We start from the raw sequence: 20,536 nt of genomic DNA on the forward strand, positions 1-20,536 counted from the left end.
TGCAAGTCAAGCGTTTACATGCGTATAAGCGACAGCTGCTGAACGTTTTGCATATTATTAAGCTGTACTGGGATATTAAAGATAATCCGAACGCAGACTTTACACCACGAGTATTTATTTTTGGCGCAAAAGCAGCACCCGGTTATCACTTTGCCAAGTCTGTGATTAAGGTTATTAACGAGTTAGCAAACCTGATTAATAACGATCCAGCTATTGGCGATAAACTTAAAATGGTATTCCTTGAAAATTACCGTGTAAGTCTTGCTGAGCTTATTATTCCTGCAGCCAATGTCTCTGAACAGATTTCCTTAGCTTCTAAGGAAGCATCAGGAACATCAAATATGAAGTTTATGATGACAGGCGCTGTTACTTTAGCTACTCTCGATGGTGCAAATATTGAGATTAAGCAAGAAGTAGGCGACGATAATATCGTGATTTTCGGTATGGATAAAGACGCTGTTTATCGTCACTACGAGTCACACGATTATTATTCTCGTGGCATTTATGAGAGTAATCCAGTTATTCATCGTGTGGTTAACTCACTGGTAGACGGCACTATTCCAAACTGTCAGAGCGAAGGTAACGAAATCTTCGATGCTCTTATTACCTATAATGATGAGTATTTCCTTCTCGAAGACTTCCAATCTTATGTGGATGCTCAAGCGCGAATTGCGCAGTTGTATGCAGATCGCTCTAGGTGGATGCATATGAGCTTAATGAATATTGCTAATTCCGATAAGTTCTCTTCAGACGATACGATTCGTCAGTATGCTCAAGAGATTTGGCAGTTACATTTGCCTCAAGCATAAGCTAAGAGTTCAGGAACACAAGGCGTGTACACATTGATTGTGTGCGCGCCTTTCTTGTGGCATGCTCAGCCGTATAATAGTGTGGTTGTAGAGATAGGATATGAGCGCAGGTAGGGAATAATGGCTTCGGATTTTTATTTGATTGTGGGTTTAGGCAATCCAGGTAAAAAGTACGAGGGAACTCGTCATAATATGGGTTTTATGGTTGCTGATGTTTTGGCTCAGCGGTGGAATGTTAGTCTGAGCGACCATAAAGGCTTGGCTCAACTGGGCAAAGGCGTGATGATGCTTGACGGACGCTCTTTTAAATTCTTTTTAGCTAAACCGCTGACTTTTATGAATAATTCAGGCAATGCTGTTGCTTCTATCTGCGCGTATTATTCCATCGAACCAGATCACGTGATTGTTGTGCATGACGATATGGATTTGGATTTTGCTCGTATGAAGGTTAAAGCTGGAGGCTCAGCTGGCGGTCATAATGGTATTAAATCCATTGATCGTTCTTTAGGCACACCTCAATATGGGCGTGTGCGTATGGGAGTTGGTCATGCAGCTAGGGGAGCTCACGCTCGAGAAAACACTGTGAACTGGGTGCTTGGCGGTTTTAATGCGGCGCAGAAAAAAGAATTAGATGAGTTTTTGATGGATGGTGCTGATGCAGTAGAGTCCTTAATAACTGATGGTGTGCAACGCACACAGGAGAAATTTAATGGCCGATAGATTAAGCCTGTATTCTACATTACGTGCTTATACTGAGCAGTTAAGTCAAACGGAGGATTTTTCACGTCTTTTGGAATGCGCTAGCAGCACTCCATCACTTATTCAACGTGTGGGGGCGGTTCAAGGTATTCGCCCTGCAGCTGAAGCAAATCTTGCTCATGAAGGATCGACTCCTCTTGTAGTTCTTGTATCTTCTGGACGGCAAGCAGCACAAACAGCTGAAGAAATTCGCTCATGGTATGACGGTCCAAGCCATGATATTGCTGTGCTAGATGCTTGGGAAACCTTGCCACATGAACGCTTAAGCCCGCGTGCAGATACAGTAGCTTCACGAATGGCTATTTTTCGCCGTTTAGCGCATCCAGCATCAGAGGTATCAGCTCAGCTGGGGCCTATTAAAATTTTAGTTACTCCCGTTCGCTCATTAATCCAGCCCATTGTGGTGGGAGTACAGGATGTAGAACCACTTATTTTCCGTCGTGGCGACAGTATGGATATGCACGATGTGGTGGAGCGTCTTATAGAAAATGCATATACACGCACAGATTTGGTTATGGAACGAGGTCAATTTGCTGTCCGTGGTGGCATTCTCGATTTGTTTCCTCCTACAGCACCTCATCCCGTCCGTATTGATTTCTTTGGCGATGATATTGATGAAATTCATGAATTTCATGCATCTGATCAGCGCACATACGGCGATGATTTAGATAGTGTATGGGCTACTGCTTGCCGTGAAATCCCTTTAACTGCTCAGGTACGTCAACGTGCTCATGATTTGATTGGACATATTGCTAACGCTGATGACATGCTGGAGCCTATTGCCCAAGGAATTCCTGTAGAAGGTATGGAATCCCTTATTCCTGCGTTATGCGATGACGTTATGCCTGTGTATAAACTCTTTGAGAAAAATACGCTTGTTCTTGTTCATGATGAAGAGCGAGTGCGCCGAGCCGCTGAAGATTTGCTGACTACTGCTCAAGAATTCTTAGCCGCAAGCTGGCATGTGGCGGCCACCGGTGGTCAAAGTGAAGTACCAATTAGCTTTGAAAAGTCAAGCTTTATCGAGCTACAGAGCGTTTTCGATGACATAGAATCCATGGGCAGTAGCATCTGGATGCTCACTGAATTTGGGGTAGACGAAGATGTAGAAGGCACTGTTGCCCTCCATGCGCAACACAGTGAAGAATACCGCGGTGACGAGAGCAAAGCAACGCAAGGAATAGCAGCTTTTATTGAGCAGCAGATGAGAGTAGTTATTACATGTACTGCTAAAGGAACACTTGCACGTTTAGAGCGTATTTTACGTGAAACTGGTATAGATATTAGCGAAGTATCTTTCGTTTTATCGCATGTATCCAGCGGTTTTGTGGACGATCAGGCAGGTTTAGCTGTTCTCACAGAAAAAGATATAACGGGACGATCTTCTGTAGCAGCTCAGATGCGCACCCCATCAAAACGACGCAAAGCTATCGATCTTGTGGATTTGAAGCCGGGCGATTTCGTTGTGCACGATAAGCATGGTATCGGTCGTTTTGTTGAGCTCCAACAGCGTATAGTCGGTCTGGGCAACGCGCGCAGTCAACGTGAATATCTTGTTATTGAGTACGCGCCAAGTAAACGCAATGCTCCAGCAGATAAGCTCTTCGTTCCAGCTGATCAACTCGATCAGCTCAGCAAATATATTGGAGCAGAACTTCCTAAACTGAATAAACTTGGAGGCTCTGACTGGGCGAGCACTAAAGCTAAAGCACGCAAAAAAGTCAAAGAAATAGCACAGGACTTAGTAGCGCTCTACTCAGCGCGTCAGCGTACCCAAGGTTTTGCGTTTAGTCCTGATTCTCCATGGCAGCGCGAACTTGAGGAAGCTTTCCCATATCAAGAAACACCGGATCAGCTCACCACTATCGACGATGTAAAACGCGATATGGAAAAAGCTATTCCTATGGATCGCCTTATCTGTGGTGACGTAGGCTTCGGTAAAACGGAAATTGCTATTCGAGCGGCTTTTAAAGCAGTCCAAGATTCCAAACAAGTAGCCGTGTTAGTGCCAACCACTCTTTTGGCTCAGCAGCATTACGATACGTTTAGCTCGCGCTACGATGGTTTCCCCGTCAAAGTGGCTTTGCTTAGTCGTTTCCAAAGCGCTAAAGAGATTAAAAAAACTGTGGAGGAGATTGAAGCTGGATCGGTTGATGTGGTTATTGGAACCCACAAACTTCTTAACCCTAGTATTAAATTCAAAGATTTAGGCCTCGTTATTATTGACGAAGAACAGCGTTTTGGAGTGGAGCATAAAGAAACTCTGAAGGCTTTGCGCACAAATGTGGATGTGCTCTCACTATCTGCCACACCTATTCCGCGTACTTTGGAAATGTCTATTACAGGTTTGCGCGAAATGTCTACGCTCGCCACCCCTCCGGAAGACCGCTTGCCAGTCTTAACGTATGTAGGAGCGTACGAGGATGCGCAGGTAGTTGCTGCAGTTCGTCGCGAAATTCTGCGTGAAGGTCAAGTATTTTATGTGCATAACCGTGTGCAAGATATTGATAAGCAAGCTCAAAAAATTCGCGATCTTATACCAGAAGCGCGCGTAGCAACCGCGCACGGCAAGATGAGCGAAAAACAGCTCGATACGGTTATTCAAGGCTTTTGGAACCGTGAGATTGATGTGCTCGTATGCACAACTATCGTGGAAACAGGTTTGGATATTTCCAATGCGAACACTTTAATAGTAGATCGCGCTGACCGTTTTGGCTTATCTCAGCTGCATCAGTTACGTGGGCGTGTGGGGCGTGGTCGAGAACGTGCTTATGCGTATTTCCTGTACGATCCATCAAAAACCATGACTCAAACAGCGCATGATCGATTAAGCACTATTGCTCAAAATACCCAGTTAGGTGCTGGCTATGATGTGGCGATGAAGGATTTGGAACTGCGCGGTACGGGTAATTTATTAGGGGGAGAACAGTCGGGACATATTGAAGGTGTAGGTTTCGACCTCTACGTGCGTATGGTGTCTGAAGCAGTGATGGAATATAAGGAACCAGAACGTACTGAAAGTGTCTCTGTTTCTATTGACTTGCCAGTAGAGGCTTCTATTCCGCAAAGTTATATTGATTCTGATGCTTTGCGCATGGAAGCCTATAGAAAGATTGCCGCTGCACGCACCCAAGATGACTTCGAGGAGATTCGTAACGAGCTTACTGACCGTTACGGTAATCCTCCTCATGAGCTGGGTATTTTGTTTGAAGTTGCTGCTTTGCGCTCTACCGCGCGTGAGCTGGGTATTACGGAGCTGATTGCGCAGGGCAAGAATATTCGCGTAATTGGTCTCGACCCTCAAGACTCGGTGATGCTTAGGTTAAAGCGAATTTACAAGACGGTGCAGTATCGTCCGGTAATACATACGCTTATTATTCCGACGCCTTTCCAAGGCATGTTGGGACAGCCGCCAATGAGTACTCAAGAAGTTTTGGAATGGACAGCGCATTTGCTTGAAGATTTACGGTGGACACACGCTCCATCGAAAAGTTGAGCATATCGTGGTACTTCGTCCATAAAAACTATTATTCTAGTGATTGAAATCACAACCTAGTTAAAGGAGTAGTTGTGTCCGCAATTGAAAGTGTATACGCACGTCAAATTCTTGATTCTCGCGGTAACCCAACCGTAGAAGTTGTTCTCAGCACTGAGTTCGGCGTAACGGGTAAGGGTCTTGTTCCTTCCGGTGCTTCAACTGGTGATGCAGAGGCTTGGGAACGTCGCGATGGCGATAAGTCTGTTTACATGGGCAAGGGTGTTCTCGAAGCTGTTAAGGCTGTGAACGAAGTTATTGCTCCAGCAGTTATCGGCATGGAAGTTTCTGACCAGCGTTCCCTCGACGCAACCATGATTGAACTCGATGGTACTGCAAACAAGGGTAAGCTCGGCGCAAACGCAATCTTGGGTGTTTCTTTGGCAGCAATCTATGCTGCAGCAGAAGAAGCAGACCAGCCATTGTATCGTTACTTGGGCGGCACCAACGGCCACATCTTGCCAGTGCCAAATATGAACATTATGAACGGTGGTGCTCACGCAGACTTCGCAACCGATATTCAGGAATACATGATTTCCCCATACGGTTTCGAAACCTACAGCGAAGCTCTCCGTGCGGGCGTAGAGGTATACCACACCTTGAAGTCTGTTTTGAAGAAGGAAGGTCTCGCAACTGGTCTTGGTGACGAAGGTGGCTTCGCTCCAAAGATGAAGTCCAACGAAGACTCCCTCAAGTACATTATGCGTGCAATCGAAGCAGCTGGCTACGAGCCAGGCAAGCAGATTGGTATTTCCCTCGACGTAGCTTCCACCGAGTTCTACAACAAGGAAACCAACAAGTATCACTTCGACGGTGAAGACCGTGAAGCAGCATACATGCTCGATTACTACGAGAACCTCATTAACGAATACCCAATCGTATCCATCGAAGATCCATTCCAGGAAGAAGGTTGGGACGACTGGGCAGCTATCACCGCACGTCTCGGCGATCGCCTCCAGTTCGTAGGTGACGATTTGCTCGTAACCAACCCAGCTCGTTTGGCTAAGGGTATTGAGCTCGGCGCAGCAAACTCCTTGCTCGTAAAGCTCAACCAGATCGGTTCCGTAACTGAAACTCTCGACGCTATCGAATTGGCAACCAAGAGTGGCTTCACCTCTATGGTGTCCCACCGTTCCGGTGAAACTTCCGATACCACCATTTCTGATTTGGCTGTTGCTAAGAACACCGGTCAGATTAAGACTGGTGCTCCAGCTCGTGGCGAGCGTATTGCTAAGTACAACCGCCTCATCGAGATTGAGGAGGAGCTCGGCTCCAACGCTGTATACGCTGGTTACTCTGCATTCAAGGCTTGCAAGAAGTACCTCGCAAAGTAAGCGTAAACACGCTCTAGCGTGTGCATAAAATACCTACTGCGTGTCGATGTGTTCTTTCGAGAACAGTCGAGTGCAGTGGGTATTTTCGTATGTATGGCTAGCAGACACCGCACCTCTTCTTCACGTTCGACATCGTCGAATCGTTCATCATCGTCAGCGCGCACTGCGCGTTCACGTTCGAGCGTATCACGATCTGCTACACGCGATGAATTGCGCGATATAATGAATAGCCGTAATTCTCGTAAATCTCAGAATGAGTCACAGGGGAGAACAGCACGTAGGGAAAGCTCAGGGAAAAAACGGTCTGAGCAGAAGCTATCTGCACGCTCGTCATCTGCAAAAAATCTTGCTGTAGCACACACGCCTCGCGGAGGATTAAGTTTCTTCTTAGGTATTATTATTTTTCTCCTTGCTGCGCTTAATATCGGTCTTGTTTTTAAAAGTTATGCGCAAAATCTGGGACAGCTGAATGCTCTAAGGAATCAAGGAGCGGAACTTATTCAGAAAAAAGTAGACCTAGAAAATGATATTTCACGATGGTCAGATGATGCTTATGTCACCGCTCAAGCGCGAAAACGGCTTGGCTTTGTTTTCCCGGGCGAAAGAAGTGTGCTGGTTAAGAACGCTCCTCAAGATGCGCAACATAATTCTACTGAGGAAAAATCAAGGACTGAAGACAAAAAGCTACCATGGTATAACGAAATTCTTTACGCGATGGAAAGCACAGATCGGGCGGAAAATCCGAATGGTGCAACGAGCCAAGCCCAGTAAAACTTACTCATACCAATCTTTTATAATCCTTATTTCTATGCTGAAGGAGCGCTTATGTGGCCTCAACATACATACGTCTCACCGCAAGAGTGTGCGCACTATTTTCTCGATAATCCTGCTACTGAGGAAGATATGCAGGCTGTAGAGCAGCAGCTTGGCAGATATCCTCGTGGCATGATAGCTGTGGGAGCGCGTTGCGTGTGTGGATTACCACTAACAACCGTTACACGGCCTTTGGTTGACGGGAAAATTCCGTTCCCTACAACTTTCTATCTGAGTCATCCTGGAGCAGTAAAAGCTATATCCCATGTGGAGGCTGCGGGGCGTCTTACCGAGCTGACAGAGCAGCTGAAAACAGATGAGGAGCTTGCTGCGGGCTATGCGCGTGCACACGAAGCATTTTTAGCTGTACGCACTGCGCTAGCCGAGAGTTTGGGCGATAGTCAAGAACATATCGATGGTATTAGTGCTGGAGGCATGCCTGAGCGTGTGAAATGCTTGCATGCAATCCTTGCACAAACATTGGCTATGGGACCGGGAGTAAACCCAGTAGGCGATTTAGTTATGAAAGAAATTGCTCACGAATTTGACCCGAATGTGTGTCGTTGCGCTCACTAGTGGTGCGTGTACGTACTGAGATTTTACTGATTTCTGCTGAGAATGAAGGAAGCTAGGCATGGTAACAGTTGCCGGAATTGATTGTGGAACGAATTCCATTCGTCTGATGATTGCTCGCGTCGATGAGAATGGCATGCATATTGTTTTACCACGTATTATGCGTGTGGTGCGTTTAGGCGAAGGTGTAGATGTTAATCATGCTTTTAGCCAGGCTGCTTTAGAACGTGTATATGCGGCAATCGATGAATTTGCGGATCTTCTTGCTCGCTATCAGGTGGATGCTTTACGTTTCGTTGCTACAAGCGCAACACGAGATGCTCGTAACCGTGAAGACTTTGAGAACTATGTGCATGAGCATTTAGGTGTGTGGCCTGATGTTATTTCGGGTGAAGAAGAAGCTCGATTGAGCTTTTTGGGGGCAACGAGTGTAGCTGGAATAGACCAGTATGAAGCTCCTTTTCTCGTTGTGGATTTAGGCGGTGGATCTACTGAATTAGTGCTTGGTGGCACGCAGGCTGAGAAATTACATGTGCAAGCAGCTTATTCTATGGCAGTAGGTTCTGTGCGTATGAGTGAAAGACATCGCTTAGATGATGCTCCATCTATAGAAGCGATTGAAGCCGCCACGAAAGATATCGATGAGCATATTGAGCAAGCAGCTAGCGTTGTTCCTTTAGATGCTGTACGCACGATTATTGGCGTGTCGGGAACAGTAACAACTATGTCTGCTGTGTGCCTCGGTCAAAAAGAATATCGTGTTGAAGAGGTAGACGGAGCAGTTCTGTCTATCGATGCAGTTGATGAGGTGAATCAGCGTGTTTTGCGTATGACCCGTCAGCAGCGCGATACCTTAAGCGTAGTCCATCCTGGACGTAGAGATGTTATTGGAGCAGGAGCATTAGTATGGTCGTGTGTTTTAGCGGCTGTGCAGACAGCAGCAGCAACACGCGATATACGGATCGACTCATATATTGCCAGTGAACACGGCTTATTAGACGGTATTGTGCGTGACTTGGGGCAGCGCATGCAACATGCAGGCAGGGCTGTGCATGAACAAAGTTGACATTTTTCTCCCTCTTGTGGCATAATAATTTTTTGTTGCTTGCCTCGGTGGCGAAATTGGTAACCGCAGCGGACTTAAAATCCGCCACCTGAAAAGGTTTACGGGTTCGAGTCCCGTCCGAGGTACTAACAATCTTGACTGCAAGGAGTTCTTATGAGCGAGCAGACCACACCAAACGTTAATGCAGAATTTGGTGCATATCCACAAATTTCCTTCCCAACTCCTCAAGCCCCAGCAGGTCTGTATTGTGCAGAGCTTGTTGAAGGCGATGGTCCTATGGTTCGCAAGGGCGATATTGTAACCGTAAATTATCATGGAGTTATTTGGGGCAAAGACAAGCCATTTGATTCCAGCTTCGATCGTCATCAGCCGATTGATTTTGGTATTGGTGTTGGTCAGGTTATTAAGGGCTGGGATAACACTGTGCCAGGTCGTAATGTAGGTTCTCGTTTAGTGGTATCAATTCCTCCGCAGTATGGTTATGGCTCTCGTGGCGTTCCTCAGGCAGGTATTGGTGGCGACGATACGCTTGTTTTCGTTATCGATATTATTGCCACCACATCTGGTCGTTAAGATTAATGCATCTTTCATTGAAATAATTGATGTGCATTAACTTAAAGGAGTAATAATGGCAGATCCAGAAGAAAAAGTTATTCAACTGACCCAAGAAGCCTACGATAAGCTGAAAGAAGAGCTTGAATGGCGTGAAGGCGAGTATCGTCAAGATATTACCGAGAAGATTGCTGCTGCACGTGCAGAAGGCGATTTAAGTGAAAACGGTGGGTATCAGGCAGCGCGTGAAGCTCAGGGTAAGAATGAAGGTCGTATTAACGAGCTGATTGTTAAGCTTCGTAACGCTCAGATTATTCAGCCTGTAGCAGCCGGTGAAATCGGCAATGGTACAGTTGTAACTATTGCTTTGGCTGGTAAAGAAATGACCTATCTGATTGGTTCACGCGAAATCGCAGTAGCTTCCGATTACGATGTGATTAGCCCAGAATCTCCAATGGGAGCAGCTATTTTCGGTCATCACGAGGGTGATACCGTGGGATATAAGGCTCCTAATGGACGCACATTGTCTGTGGAGATTAAATCCGCTAAGCCAATGTAAAAGCCAATCCAATAATAAATTGAGTTTTACAACTTATAGAGAAAGCTCGCCACTGGAAGATGCAGATGGCGGGCTTTTTGGTTGCTTGTGGGTGCGTGGTTAACAGCTGTTTCGCACAATCACGCTTGAAACTGCGTTACGCCCGACAAGCTCTTACTCTCGGGCATTCTGCTTAACCGATTCATACATCTGTTATGCCAGTTTTGATGGGCAAAAAATGGCTTCAAAACTGGCATATCGGTTGCGCGTATCGACTTCACGCATGACGATATACCATATTCACACGATAACGATGTTTTGACACCTGACTGCCAGAGGGATCAACTGGAACCGACTAAACGACATCTTCTGCTAAACCTTACTGAAATCCGAAGAGCCAATATACTTGTTATTTTCCTTGTTCCCCGTGTTTCGCCTATATACTGAACTACACTGACATACATGAATGATTTCAATTCGCTTATTTCGAAAACGCCAGGCTATGATGTTCAAGATAAAAAGCAATTACATTCTTTAATTGCTGATTGGCAGATTATCGCAGATTTGACCTTCTCTGATTTATTGCTCATTATTCCTCCGGATATGGATGATAGCGATGATGTGTCGAAATTTATTGTTGCTGCCCAATGCCGTCCATCTACAGCGATTTCGAGAATTGAATCTGATTGGGTGGGCGAGAATCCAGAAACAGAGCTAATTCCATTATTAGAGAATACGTGGCGCACAAATAACATGTCACGTATGGATCATTACCGTGTGGTTGATGGGGTTACTGTCTGCGATGTGGCCACTCCTGTGATTCGCAATAATCGCGTTATCGCGATGGTAGTGCGTGAAACGAATATGGATACGCGCGGAGATAACGGTTACTACGAGATGAGTAGTATTGGGGTAGGTAAGCAGCTGTTTTATATGATTACCAACGGTGATTTTCCGTATGAGAATCGTTTATCTTTGGCTCGTGGCGAATACCGCCGTCATGACCCTCGCGTAGCCGATGGTTTTGTTGTACTGGATGCAGACGGTATGGTTATGTATGCTGCTCCGAATGCCATTAGTTGTTTTAGGCGCATTGGTGTAACTGGCAATATGGTTGGCGGCTATTTTAGTGAATTTGTGTTAGACCACGTCGATCAACAAGAGAAGTTGCCTGAAGCTTTGCCAATGGTTCTTATGGGGAAGGCAGCTGCGGCTGCGGTGTTGGAAGCCAGGGGAGCGGTTGTCTCTATGCGTTCTTTGCCTCTGGACGCTGATGGCAAACGTACAGGCGCTTTGGTTCTATGCCGCGATATTACAGAATTACGGTGGCGCGAGCGTCAGTTGGAGACTAAGGATGCAACGATTTCGGAAGTGCATCACCGTGTGAAGAATAATCTACAGGCTGTGTCGTCTCTGCTGCGATTACAAGCACGGCGTACGAAGTCTGAAGAAGTACGTAAAGAACTAGAAGAAGCTCAGCGTCGTATTGAAACTATTGCTGTTGTGCATGAAGGCTTGAGCCAGACAGCTGATGAAATTGTAGATTTTGATGCTGTTATTTCTAATTTACTGCGTATGAGCGTAGATTTAGCGTCTGCTAAAGATCAGCATATTGATATTTCTTATGTGGGTAAGTTTGGTATGCTTCCTGCTCAAGATGCAACCCCATTATCGCTTATATTGACTGAGTTGGTGACGAACTGTGTAGAGCATGGTTATGAGAACTTGCAGTCAGGGCATATAAATATTTCTATTGGACGCGCAGGAAATAGCCTCGATATTGTTATTGAAGATGATGGCGAGGGGATTGATGCCGAAGCAGACGTCGATATGATGTCTGCGAAATCTTCAGGTTCTGGACTAGGAACTCAGATTGTGAATACCTTTGTGAAAAATGACTTTAATGGTTCAATACGCTGGTTGCCTGGTAGAGATGGCGGAACACGTATTGAAATGAAAATGGTATTACGAGCAACTGAATAAGTTATATATATAGAAAAGCGGTGTCCAGAAAATATCTGAACACCGCTTCAAAAGTGCGTTTTAGTGATGCAATCCTAATGCTGCGCTACGGCGTGCACGCATAGCACGACGCTTCAAAGCGCGACGTTCGTCTTCACTCATACCGCCCCAAACACCGTAATCTTGATTTGTGTCGAGAGCTGTGCGCAAGCAGGAGTCAATAACTTCGCATGAACGGCACACGGTTTTAGCTTCTTCAATTTGCTGATATGCTGCTCCTGTATTTCCTACAGGGAAGAAAAGCTCTGGATCTTTATCGCGACAAGCTGCTTTTGCACGCCAATCATAAGAGCTACTCATGGTGTCTCCTCTTCTAATCTTTTTCCTGTTCAATAGGTAACCACACTGTTGCCGACTTTTCAAGAGTTTTTGAGGAATTTACGTGGAAAAGCTGAACGAGATGACTATCGTTATTCAGCACGATAACGCGAAGAGGATTGGAGTGTACATAATCTTTTATTAGAGTGTGTGTCTGCTTGCTAATACTACGACCAGGTATGTAGAGTGAATCAACGAGATGAGCGGGACACATAATCAGCGCTTGATTCCACAGAGGTCGCTGATCTGCAGGAAGAGAAGAATAAAAGCGTGACCATTGAGACACGCTAATGATGAGAGTGCTAGAGGGGTGGGGAAGCCGTAAATCATCGCTATAGTGCTCAACATGTGCACGGTATATGACTGTATGTGCTTTACCTATTGGCTCGTTATGCGCTCCGCTATATTTCAAGGAATCAAAGATGCTGTTTATAGCGGCATGAATAGTATTCGAATCCATATGAGTCAACACGATATGACGTGGCGGGTTATGCGCAAAATCGATGATAAAAGGATGAAGTGTAATCCCATCATCTTCCTGTCCTAACAGCACACAGCCAGATGAAACGGGTGAATATGTAGATCGTCCCAGAACATCAGGCAGAGGAGCGCTGAATAGTTGATTATCAGGTATAGTTTCTGTAAAACGTGCAGCTTTAAGGCATTGCTCTATTAAAGTTTCTATGTTTTCTGGAGGAGTAATAATAACAGGTTTTACTGTTGAACCATCATGAATAAAAGCCGCTCCTACACAGTCGGGTTGAATGCGTGCTGCTACAGGGGTTCCCAACAGGTCAAGCGACTGCAAGGGGTCAGTTACTCGTAAACACGCATGCAAAGGCATATTCGCCTTGATATGCGAGCTGACTTGATTCATCGGGTTTTGGGTGGAAATAATAAAATGCAGTCCCAAAGAACGTCCTAAAGAAACCATAGTCGAAAAATCGTTTGCGTAACGAGGTAAATCACTCAGCAGAGCAAAAAACTCATCAGCCATAATGATTAAACGCGCAGGAGGATTCGATAAATCACGAATATCTGCTACGCCTGCATAATTTAGTAGCTGCTCACGTCTTGTCATTTCTAGGCGTAGAGCGCGAATAGCTCGCACAGCATGTGCCATATTTAAATTGGAGACGTTTCCCACACAATGCGGCAGACGATGCGCGTGAACAAAGGTTGATCCACCCTTAAAATCGAGAAAAACGAATTGCACCGCAGTAGGAGAATTATGCTGAGCCAGTTCATACACCCAGCGTTGAAGAAGAACTGATTTGCCCGAGCCTGTAGTACCTGCTATAAGGGCATGAGGTCCTTGAGCACAGATGTTCACGCTGGTTTTATCGTGAGGATATGTAGTACCTATATGCGCATTCATATTGGTTGCATGCCATGCATGAACAAGGTTTTGCCACCATATTGTGTTATGGGTCTGCGATGTTGCTGGAGCTTTGATACCCGCCAATTGAGAGAGCAAAACAGTGTTCTGATCGCTTTGCTGGGCTGAAGGCGCTGAGACTGTATGAGCCTGCGCTCGTGATCGTATGGCTGTATTAACTATCTGCGTTATGTTTACGAGAAGCGAGGGGAGAAGAAAAAACACATACATCCACTGCTGACGAGCAATCATCCACACCATCATAATGACATAGCTAAGAGCAGGCAGAAGCATCATGAGCAAGGGGATAATCTCATAACCGCTCTGTTTGGTAAAACGTGAAAATAAAACTGCCATAGTTCAACGCTAAGGCTTAAACTATGGCAGATAAAAAATAATATGAAATTGTGAACCAATGTGAATAACTACTCGCTAACCAGACCTCCGACTGTTGTACCAGAGGAAATAGATCCTGAGTTGAGCGAGCTAAACAGTTCAGAATTCTTTTGTGCTACTAAGTGAATAGCAGATCCGACACCGCCAGGCTGGTAATTAATATCATCGTAGTAGACGCTACCATTGACTCCTTTACTTCCCGTAGCAGCTTTAAAAGCTAATGCCATGGAAAGCATAGTTGCTGTATCTGTTTTATTATCTACTTTAAGTGCTTTAAGTGTTGTAGAAGCAACGTTCAAAGTTTTAGAAGGATTGGTTAAAGTGCTGGCGCTGGCGGCCTTCTTCATCACGGCAGCAATCACTTGACGCTGACGCTTTGCACGACCAATATCTCCTTCAGGGTCGGAATAACGCATACGGGAGAATGCCAAGGCAGTCGTGCCATCGGCGCTATGGCAACCTGCAGTCCACTGTAAGCCAGAATACTCGTCATTAACAGTATTGTCGTAGCATAAATCCACGCCACCTAAAGCATCAACAACATGTGCAATACCGTCAAAACCAATTTGCACAACGTGGTCAATCTTTGTACCGGTAATATTTTCTACAGAGGATACAAGCGCATCATAACCATCATTTTGCGCTACACTATTAATCTTCATGCCAATCCCGTTCACCTCAACATAGGAATCGCGTGGGATAGAGATCAATGATGCAGGACCACTACGTGGCTTAGTTAAAACCAAAATCGTATCTGTTCTAAAACCAGTTACTGATGACGCATCTTGACTTGCTACTTCGCCATCACGTGCGTCAGATCCCAAAACTAACCACGTGTTTGCTGTTGAGTTATCAGGAGCAGGACTTAAATCAATGCTGCGGTTGAGCTGACCGTCAACCCAGAACCATGACCAGCATCCGATAACAATGCCCAGAGCTAGAAGACTTACGATAAGCATGGCGATGATGCGGCTAAAACGAATCTTCTTAGTACGGCGCGGAACTACGTCCTGTGGGTTTCTCGGGGAGAGGGAAGGTCGAGAACTCGGATATTGCGAACTGCGATATTGAGGGCGTGAATACTGAACAGATTCCTGCGCTGAACGAGCACGCGAAGTTGACCCCTGAGCGCTTCGTCGTGGAGCAGTTGGCGAAAAACTAGGAGGAGTTATGCTATCCGTATGTGAACCTCGTTCGCTATTACGAGTAGCCGAGCCTTGAGCAGAGCTACTCGAACGTTGGGAACGGGAACGCATAGGTTGAAAGCTCGGAGGAGCCTGTTGTTCATTCTCCGAACGGGGAGCATCGTCCTGAGGAATTCTAGCCATAATTATCTTCTTTAGTAACTTTTATTAACTCTCAATGCCGCAGACGGTGTAGTTCAAATACTTTTCCGCTAATCCAATCGACCAGTAGGTATTTGGATCGTGAATAACGCCGGAATCAGGGTCTATAGTTCCACCAGTACCTGGATCAATGAGGGTACCATCTGCACGTTTAATAACGTCCGTGCGAGGATCTGGGGTATTGTTATCTGTTTGAGCTGTCTGGCCGGATTGAGTTTGATTTTGAGACTGCGACTGGTCTTGAGCCTGATTTGTTGTAGCTCGCTCAGAAGAGGAGTTTGAGCTATTAGATGAACTGTCGGATGAGGTACTTGAAGAAGAGTTCGAGGAGTTCGAATCACTGGTGGTGAGAGGAATGTCAGTAAGAGGTTGATCATTTTTTACACGATCAAACAGGCTCTGAGCATCTGCAGTCCACATCACACGGTTAGCATCGTAGGTCCAGTTTTGCACAGGAACAGTTTGGCTGTAAATATTAGATACCTTAAAGTTCTTTAAGCTTGATGCCAAACCAATCAATGTGTTGGCACTCGCTAAGCCTTCGGAAATATTTAAGGATTGCAGTGCTGTGTTAGCAAGCTGATACAGCTTATTAAAATTAGTTAAAATATTCTGCTTAAGTGCTTCACGGATAAGCATTTTAATCAAATACTGTTGACGCACTGTTCGCATCACATCGCTGCCATCTCCCAAACCATAACGGGTACGTGCGTACTGAGTAGCGTCAGTACCGTTAAGATGATTCAGACCGCGGCTCAAGCTGAGATTTGAATTAGTATCTGAAAAATCCTTACTAATGCACACGTCAACACCATCTAAGGCATCAATCATATTTTTCAAACCGCTGAAATCAACAGTAATAAACTGAGAAATATCTAAACCTGTTAATTCGTTTACTGCTTTAAGAGTGCAGGTAGCAGCTGAAGATAAATCATCACCGAGGTTATATGCTTCAGCGAAAATCGAGTTAAACATAACATTCGAGCGTGCAGGAATAGTGCCTTTAGATGTTTCGCAGCTGGACACGGACACCATAGAATCACGAGGAATAGAAATAAGATCGATAAACTCGCGATTTGCAGAAATATGAGCAATCATAGTGGTATCAGCCTGATGATTGCCCACTTCATTAGCGCCACCAATAGCGGAATTTTCGGCGCCATCTCGACTATCAGTACCTAAAATAAGGATATTAATAGCTTTACCAGCGTTTGGGTCAATAATTTCTTTTTTAATATTTTTTTGCTTAATAATTTTGACACTTGACTCACTAATTGTTTTAGAAAACTGCGTATATACGCTTGCAAAAACAGTGCCAGCAAAAACAAAAGTAGCGCTCAACACTACAGCAAGAGCTTTAAACCAAGCTAAAGGTTTTTTATAGCCGTATGCGTGAGAAGGCGTATGAGATAGTCGTGCTCTCTGAACTGATGATCCGGAATGTTTACGTGAATGTCGAGTCACTCTTTACCCTTTCGCTTAATATACGTGGATAAGTTTATAAAGAAGACACGTCACATGCACGTTAAATATTTATATATCCATATTTTTTTCTCATCTGTGCTGATTTTTCTGTGCTGATTTTAGGTTGCCGAAGTTTTCTTGCTATGGCGTGAGTATTCTTAGCTGAGCCGAAGTTCCCTTGATATCGCTCCCGAAGTTCCCTTGATATCGCGCGAGAATACTTTTAGTCTTGCCGCAGTGTTCTTGCTAACGTGCGAGTGCTTTTAGGTTCGCCCAAGAACCCCAGTTATCGCGCGAGAGTGTAAAGACCATGTTAGTAAACCTGAGCATTTTTGCTTTACATCGCCGAAGTGAACTAATGTTGTTCACGTGAATAGATTGCACCATAGTACTGAATTCATCGAAAAAGCCGATAAAAATGATGCGGTAAGCCTTGCAGACGTTCTTACACGTGTGGCACATCAGGCAACCACAGTGCAGCATAAAACAGTGGATGCGAGCTTGGCTGCCGTTATTACAGTAGAAGAAGACACACGTTATGTGGAGCAGACCTTGCTCAGCATTGTCAATCAGACAGTTCTTCCAGGCAGTCTTCTTGTGGTCAATTGTGCTCCATCATCGTACAAGGCAGCACAACACGACGATACTATTGCACATAAAGCTTTGCAGATGTTTCCTATGAGCGCATCTCTTGTTACTGCGCAAGGTAAGTCCTATGGTGAAGTGGTGACGCATGCAGTCAATCAGGCTTTAGATTCCGGGATGTTGACCAGCGCAGTTGAATATATGTGGCTGTTACATGATGATTCGCGTCCACTCGATGATTCGTATGTAGATACAATGAATGAGGTACGTCGCAATAATGCTTTGGCTACGGTTATTGGTGCGAAGCAATTAAGCTGGGATGGCGAAGTGCTGTCTAATGTTGGATATTTTGCTGATTCACGACACGGTGTTACGTCTTTGGTTGTTGATGGAGAAATTGATCAAGATCAATACGATAATCGTCAAGATGTGTATGCGGTGTCTTTGGCAGGCGCTTTTGTGCGTGTATCTGATTGGATGCGTGTAGGCGGATTTAATGCGCAAGTAGTCACTTTTGGTCAGTCACGTGATTTTTGCCGCCGCGTTGTGCGTTCAGGTGGTCGTGTGATTGTGGAACCTCGTGCACGTTTGGCGCATCGTCGTGCGCGACTAGAGGGCGTACGTTCTGCTCAAGGTACTACACGCGCGACAAATCCTGATGATTTGCGTAGTTATAAAAACACAGCGTTTACACAGATGATTGCACGCGATGCATATCGATATTCTGATGTTGCCATGGTGCGTTGGCTCTATATGTGGCCAATAAGCTTAGTCTTAGCTGTGGTGCGCGGCATAGCGAATTTTATGAAGAAAAAACCGTATGAGGCTTTATGCGAACTGGTTATGCCATGGTACAACCTTACTCATATGGGAGCTATTGCTTCTGTGCGTTCTGCACTGAGCGGTGTGCAAGAATTATCTTTAGCTAAACTACAGGCTTTAGTGGCGAGCAGTGATAGTTTGCGCTCGTACAAAGATCATTTGCGTGATATCTTCTCTGAGCGCGGTCATAAGATTGTTAGTCCTTTAGTACGTGCGCATGTGCGTGCTTTAACGCGGGTACGCTACACTTGGTTAGCTGTTTTTACTGTTATCGTTTTCTTTGCTAATCTTGCTATCCATTTTGGAGCACTCAGAGCAGTTCTTCAGGGCGTTCATCTTGTGTCACCTCTTCTTTTGTCTACCGCTTCGAGCACACAAGAATTATTCAATGTGGCAACAACGCCATACACCTTTGCAGGAATTACTGGAACAGAGCTGCCTCCTTCTCCTTTCCTCGTGATTTATGCTTTATTTTCTCTGTTAACTTTTGGTCATGCGAGTGCTACTAGTACGGTGATTGTGCTCTTCGCGGCTCCAGCTGCTTTGATGAGTATGTGGGCTTTGGTGGGTATTTTTACTCGATCGAATGTTGCTCGCATAGCATTAGCAGTGACGTGGGTAGTATCAGGATATATGACTGGTATTTTCTTCACTGGTCATTTGCCTATGATGTTGGTGTATGTGTTCTTGCCAGCCGCTGTAGCTTTTGCTGCCAAAGCCTTGGGTGTATATCAAACGGAATACCCGATTGAATCGGAGCCTTCGATTCAGGCGAGTGCATGGGCGGCTTTATGTTTCGCTGTTGTATGTGCATGTGAGCCACAGTTATTCTTAGCGATGCTTGTTGTGGGCATTGCTGTGTCGATTATTTACCATCGCCATGTGATTATGCTTGTTTCGATGGGCATTCCTTCGCTAGTTATTTTGGCTCCAACATTGATTGCAGTTATCCGTCAACCACATAGTTTCGGACAGCTTTTTGCTGATGTGACCAGTGGTGTATCTGTTGGTTCGGGTGTTACTGGAGCGAATGGAGCATCGGGTGCTCTCTCTTCAGGTGTTTCTTCAGGAGCGCGCGCTGGGCAGTCTGCTTACCAAGCTTTGCTTCAACTCTTTATTCCTTCTGCCGATGCATCAACTCATACATCTCTCGTACAGTCTTTGGGCTCGTCGGGGGCTTCTACTGTATCTCTTATTGTTACTGTGTGCTTGGCTCTTGCACTGTTATGCTCTGTTATTACCTTGTGCATTCCTCAATGTGTGAAGCCATCGCGCAGTATGTGGATTGGCATACTTACTGGCATTGTTTTAGCTGTGGTATCTTCTGGTATTGCTGTGGGGTTGAATGCTCAGGGGCTTGTATATGCGTCTATGCTGCCGGCAGGATCTCTTGTTCTCATGTGTATCTTGTCTGGTTTAGCGATGATGAGTGGTCCTGCTGTTACGCAGTTTGTGCCAATTTTGCAGAAAGATAAGCGTTTGCTTGATGAGCAGGATGCAGCTATAGTCGATCCTGGAAAGCGCGGCGAGAAAACAGCAGTTGCGCGCACTGCCTTCGGTATAACGCGTAGTTGTGTTATTGCCTTATGCGTTGTTCTTACGCTTGCATGGTCGGTGTCCAGCAGTATATATGCCACGAGCTTATCTTCTCAATCTCTCACATCGAGCTCTGCATCCTTACCAATTGTGGCTCAAGAATATCTTAAGGGTAATTCTGCTCGCCGAGTTCTAGTTGTATCGCCGCAAAGCAATCGCACTGTTGATTATTCTGTGCTCACCAGTGCTCACGGTGATATTATTAGTTCGTCTGCAGCAGTTGATGCCTCCAGCGTATTCCCAGCATCATGGGATAAGCAGCAAGCTCATGTGGAAGAAGCGATTGCTCAACTGCAAGAAAATTCACATGATGATGCTATTGCGGCTTTAAGTGATGCTGGTTTTGGCGGCATTTACGTTGTGTATAACGGCGCTGATAGTGCGTTCAGCTCTTTTGTATCTCATGCTTCTGCTTCGAATAATACGGAAACAGTGGTGAATACAAATCAGGGTGCTTATATTCGTATTTCCATTAGAGCTTCGCAAGAGCAAGGTGTGAATATGAAGGGCTTTGACGCTGCCTCTACTAGTGTGATGCGTTATGTATGGTTGGCTGCCATGGTTCTTGTGGGTCTTGTTTATCTTATTTTGGGTCTGCCACGCTTGGGTGCACGAGAAGGAGAGTAAAAA

At 45.4% G+C, this 20,536-nt stretch carries 15 protein-coding genes and 1 tRNA gene; 12 read left to right on the plus strand and 4 right to left on the minus strand.

Going from position 1 to position 20,536, the window contains the following annotated elements; genetic code table 11:
• The 11 genes from HMPREF2909_RS01260 to HMPREF2909_RS01310 all read left to right on the plus strand — a co-directional run.
• On the plus strand, positions 1-809 hold an 809-nt coding region (locus HMPREF2909_RS01260; RefSeq protein WP_148130771.1), incomplete at its 5' end, for a glycogen/starch/alpha-glucan phosphorylase.
• Between the two features lie 120 nt (positions 810-929).
• Positions 930-1,529: an aminoacyl-tRNA hydrolase gene (gene pth / locus HMPREF2909_RS01265; protein ID WP_022856797.1), complete on the plus strand. Its 600-nt coding sequence runs from the start codon at positions 930-932 to the stop codon at positions 1,527-1,529.
• A complete protein-coding gene (mfd, locus tag HMPREF2909_RS01270; protein WP_071414924.1) occupies positions 1,519-5,064 on the plus strand; it encodes a transcription-repair coupling factor in 3,546 nt (1,181 codons plus the stop codon). The genes pth and mfd overlap by 11 nt, the downstream gene beginning before the upstream one ends.
• A gap of 74 nt (positions 5,065-5,138) precedes the next feature.
• The gene (eno, locus tag HMPREF2909_RS01275) at positions 5,139-6,437 is read left to right on the plus strand and encodes a phosphopyruvate hydratase (RefSeq protein ID WP_071414925.1); all 1,299 of its coding nucleotides are present in this window, start codon (positions 5,139-5,141) and stop codon (positions 6,435-6,437) included.
• 93 nt (positions 6,438-6,530) lie between these two features.
• Positions 6,531-7,208 (plus strand): FtsB family cell division protein, encoded by a 678-nt coding sequence (locus HMPREF2909_RS01280; RefSeq protein WP_148130768.1) that lies wholly within the window; start codon positions 6,531-6,533, stop codon positions 7,206-7,208.
• A gap of 54 nt (positions 7,209-7,262) precedes the next feature.
• Positions 7,263-7,826, plus strand: a complete 564-nt coding sequence (locus HMPREF2909_RS01285; protein ID WP_071414927.1) for a DUF501 domain-containing protein — start codon at positions 7,263-7,265, stop codon at positions 7,824-7,826.
• 58 nt (positions 7,827-7,884) lie between these two features.
• Complete coding sequence (locus HMPREF2909_RS01290) at positions 7,885-8,889, plus strand: Ppx/GppA phosphatase family protein (RefSeq protein WP_071414928.1); 1,005 nt, start codon at positions 7,885-7,887, stop codon at positions 8,887-8,889.
• Positions 8,890-8,930: 41 nt separating this feature from the next.
• Positions 8,931-9,014 (plus strand) — tRNA-Leu (locus tag HMPREF2909_RS01295).
• Positions 9,015-9,042: 28 nt separating this feature from the next.
• The gene (locus HMPREF2909_RS01300) at positions 9,043-9,462 is read left to right on the plus strand and encodes an FKBP-type peptidyl-prolyl cis-trans isomerase (protein ID WP_071414929.1); all 420 of its coding nucleotides are present in this window, start codon (positions 9,043-9,045) and stop codon (positions 9,460-9,462) included.
• Positions 9,463-9,517: 55 nt separating this feature from the next.
• Entirely contained in the window at positions 9,518-10,000 is a 483-nt protein-coding gene (locus tag HMPREF2909_RS01305) for a GreA/GreB family elongation factor (RefSeq protein ID WP_021618523.1), read from the plus strand.
• A 441-nt stretch (positions 10,001-10,441) separates the two neighbouring features.
• Positions 10,442-11,962 (plus strand): sensor histidine kinase, encoded by a 1,521-nt coding sequence (locus HMPREF2909_RS01310; protein WP_071414930.1) that lies wholly within the window; start codon positions 10,442-10,444, stop codon positions 11,960-11,962.
• A gap of 60 nt (positions 11,963-12,022) precedes the next feature.
• On the opposite strand, the gene HMPREF2909_RS01315 is transcribed toward HMPREF2909_RS01310, so the two are convergent.
• The 4 genes from HMPREF2909_RS01315 to HMPREF2909_RS01330 all read right to left on the minus strand — a co-directional run bounded on the left by HMPREF2909_RS01315 (position 12,023) and on the right by HMPREF2909_RS01330 (position 16,903).
• Positions 12,023-12,301 carry a WhiB family transcriptional regulator gene (locus HMPREF2909_RS01315; protein ID WP_021618520.1) on the minus strand — a complete coding sequence of 93 codons (279 nt, stop codon included), beginning with the start codon at positions 12,299-12,301 and terminating at the stop codon, positions 12,023-12,025.
• Positions 12,302-12,314: 13 nt separating this feature from the next.
• Positions 12,315-14,054 (minus strand): FtsK/SpoIIIE domain-containing protein, encoded by a 1,740-nt coding sequence (locus HMPREF2909_RS01320; RefSeq protein ID WP_084797188.1) that lies wholly within the window; start codon positions 14,052-14,054, stop codon positions 12,315-12,317.
• A gap of 68 nt (positions 14,055-14,122) precedes the next feature.
• Positions 14,123-15,421 carry an LCP family protein gene (locus HMPREF2909_RS01325; protein ID WP_071414932.1) on the minus strand — a complete coding sequence of 433 codons (1,299 nt, stop codon included), beginning with the start codon at positions 15,419-15,421 and terminating at the stop codon, positions 14,123-14,125.
• 24 nt (positions 15,422-15,445) lie between these two features.
• Positions 15,446-16,903 carry an LCP family protein gene (locus HMPREF2909_RS01330; RefSeq protein ID WP_084797189.1) on the minus strand — a complete coding sequence of 486 codons (1,458 nt, stop codon included), beginning with the start codon at positions 16,901-16,903 and terminating at the stop codon, positions 15,446-15,448.
• A gap of 369 nt (positions 16,904-17,272) precedes the next feature.
• Between HMPREF2909_RS01330 and HMPREF2909_RS01335 the strand changes: the two genes are divergently transcribed.
• Positions 17,273-20,533, plus strand: a complete 3,261-nt coding sequence (locus HMPREF2909_RS01335) for a glycosyltransferase family 2 protein (protein WP_148130769.1) — start codon at positions 17,273-17,275, stop codon at positions 20,531-20,533.
• Positions 20,534-20,536: the final 3 nt, after the last annotated feature.

Origin of the sequence: Alloscardovia sp. HMSC034E08, assembly GCF_001813415.1 — a bacterium.
GTDB lineage: Bacteria > Actinomycetota > Actinomycetes > Actinomycetales > Bifidobacteriaceae > Alloscardovia > Alloscardovia omnicolens.

What these genes read in the sequence shown, in the direction of transcription:
- mfd (WP_071414924.1), top strand. Translation starts at nt 1,519, where the DNA reads ATGGCCGATAGATTAAGCCTGTATTCTACATTACGTGCTTATACTGAG.
- HMPREF2909_RS01285 (WP_071414927.1), top strand. Translation starts at nt 7,263, where the DNA reads ATGTGGCCTCAACATACATACGTCTCACCGCAAGAGTGTGCGCACTAT.
- HMPREF2909_RS01310 (WP_071414930.1), top strand. Translation starts at nt 10,442, where the DNA reads ATGAATGATTTCAATTCGCTTATTTCGAAAACGCCAGGCTATGATGTT.
- HMPREF2909_RS01305 (WP_021618523.1), top strand. Translation starts at nt 9,518, where the DNA reads ATGGCAGATCCAGAAGAAAAAGTTATTCAACTGACCCAAGAAGCCTAC.
- HMPREF2909_RS01300 (WP_071414929.1), top strand. Translation starts at nt 9,043, where the DNA reads ATGAGCGAGCAGACCACACCAAACGTTAATGCAGAATTTGGTGCATAT.
- HMPREF2909_RS01290 (WP_071414928.1), top strand. Translation starts at nt 7,885, where the DNA reads ATGGTAACAGTTGCCGGAATTGATTGTGGAACGAATTCCATTCGTCTG.
- HMPREF2909_RS01325 (WP_071414932.1), bottom strand. Translation starts at nt 15,421, where the DNA reads ATGGCTAGAATTCCTCAGGACGATGCTCCCCGTTCGGAGAATGAACAA.
- HMPREF2909_RS01280 (WP_148130768.1), top strand. Translation starts at nt 6,531, where the DNA reads ATGGCTAGCAGACACCGCACCTCTTCTTCACGTTCGACATCGTCGAAT.
- HMPREF2909_RS01315 (WP_021618520.1), bottom strand. Translation starts at nt 12,301, where the DNA reads ATGAGTAGCTCTTATGATTGGCGTGCAAAAGCAGCTTGTCGCGATAAA.
- HMPREF2909_RS01320 (WP_084797188.1), bottom strand. Translation starts at nt 14,054, where the DNA reads ATGGCAGTTTTATTTTCACGTTTTACCAAACAGAGCGGTTATGAGATT.
- pth (WP_022856797.1), top strand. Translation starts at nt 930, where the DNA reads ATGGCTTCGGATTTTTATTTGATTGTGGGTTTAGGCAATCCAGGTAAA.